This is a genomic window from Mycobacterium sp. NPDC048908 (assembly GCF_043197955.1).
Lineage (GTDB): Bacteria > Actinomycetota > Actinomycetes > Mycobacteriales > Mycobacteriaceae > Mycobacterium.
On the sequence record NZ_JBICUE010000032.1, the window covers coordinates 1 to 1,308 of the forward strand.

Annotated in this window: 1 protein-coding gene; it reads left to right on the forward strand. The window is 65.3% G+C overall.

Features of this window, described 5'->3' with window-relative positions; genetic code table 11:
- Positions 1-47: 47 nt before the first annotated feature.
- The gene (locus ACGFK1_RS32820; protein ID WP_393439959.1) at positions 48-1,292 is read left to right on the forward strand and encodes an IS30 family transposase; all 1,245 of its coding nucleotides are present in this window, start codon (positions 48-50) and stop codon (positions 1,290-1,292) included.
- Positions 1,293-1,308 lie beyond the last annotated feature (16 nt).

Below are 1,308 nucleotides of genomic sequence, written 5' to 3' on the forward strand. Positions count from 1 at the left end.
GGCGGTTTCTAGCGCTGGGTGCAACAGCTTCTTGTTGAGGGGTTGTCATGAGGGTTCCGCGTTATCCGTTTGTGGGTCGTCGGTTCTGGGAGTTGATCGCTGGGGGGTGCTCACCTGTTGCTGCCGCGGCGGCGGTCGGCGTGTCGAAACACACAGCGCTGGGGTGGTTTGCTGATGCTGGTGGGGTGAAGCCACGATTCAGCGATCAGTGCGCCATCAGAACGCGACCGCGGTTGCGCCTCGAGGAGCGCGAAGAGATCCAGGACGGAGTGGCTCGGGGTGAGTCGATCCGCGCGATCGCGCGTCGGTTAGGGCGGGCGCCCACGACGGTGATGCGCGAGATCGACCGCCATGGGCGCGGCAACGGCCGGTACCGGGCACGGTATCGGTTCGGGGCCTCCTGGCGTGGGGGTTGGGATCCTCAGCCGTGTTATCGCGCGTCCACCGCGCATGCGGGCGCGCATCGATCGGCGCGGCGGTCGGCGCCGGGCAAGCTGGCCACCAACGCGCGGTTGCACGATGAAGTGCAGGCTCGGTTGGATGAGCAGCACAGTCCCGCCCAGATCTCTCGCCGGCTGCGGCTGGACTTTCCCGATGATGCGGAGATGCGGGTGTCTCACGAGATGATCTATCAAGCGATCTACGTTCAGGGCAAAGGGAATCTGCGGCGGGAGCTGCATACCTGCCTGCGGACCGGGCGGGCGCTGCGCAAGCCCCATCGCCGCCCCGATGAACGCCGCGGACGGCTGCCCGACATGGTCAACATCAGCCAGCGACCGCCGACGGTCGCCGACCGCGCGGTGCCTGGGCACTGGGAGGGCGACCTCATTTTGGGCAGCACGGCGTCGGGTTCGGCGATCGGCACCCTGGTGGAACGCAAGACGAGGTTCGTGATGCTGCTGTACCTGCCCAACGGCCACGGTGCCGACGCGGTACAGGAGGCGATCGTGGCGACGATGGCCGAGCTGCCCGCGATCCTGCGCAAGACCTTGACGTGGGATCAGGGCAAGGAGATGGCCAACCACGTCCAGATCGCCAAGGCGACCGAACTGGACATCTACTTCTGCGATCCACACTCACCATGGCAGCGCGGCACCAACGAGAACACCAACGGACTGCTGCGTCAGTACTTTGCCAAAGGCACCGACCTGTCAGTGTTTCCAGCCGACTATCTCGACTACGTCGCCTCCAAGCTCAACCGTCGACCCCGCCAAACACTGGACTGGAAAACACCCGCCGAAGCCCTCGACGAACTACTCTCCAACCCGTCCACACCGACCGCTGTTGCATAGAGCGCTAGAAACCGCC

What these genes read in the sequence shown, in the direction of transcription:
- ACGFK1_RS32820 (WP_393439959.1), top strand. Translation starts at nt 48, where the DNA reads ATGAGGGTTCCGCGTTATCCGTTTGTGGGTCGTCGGTTCTGGGAGTTG.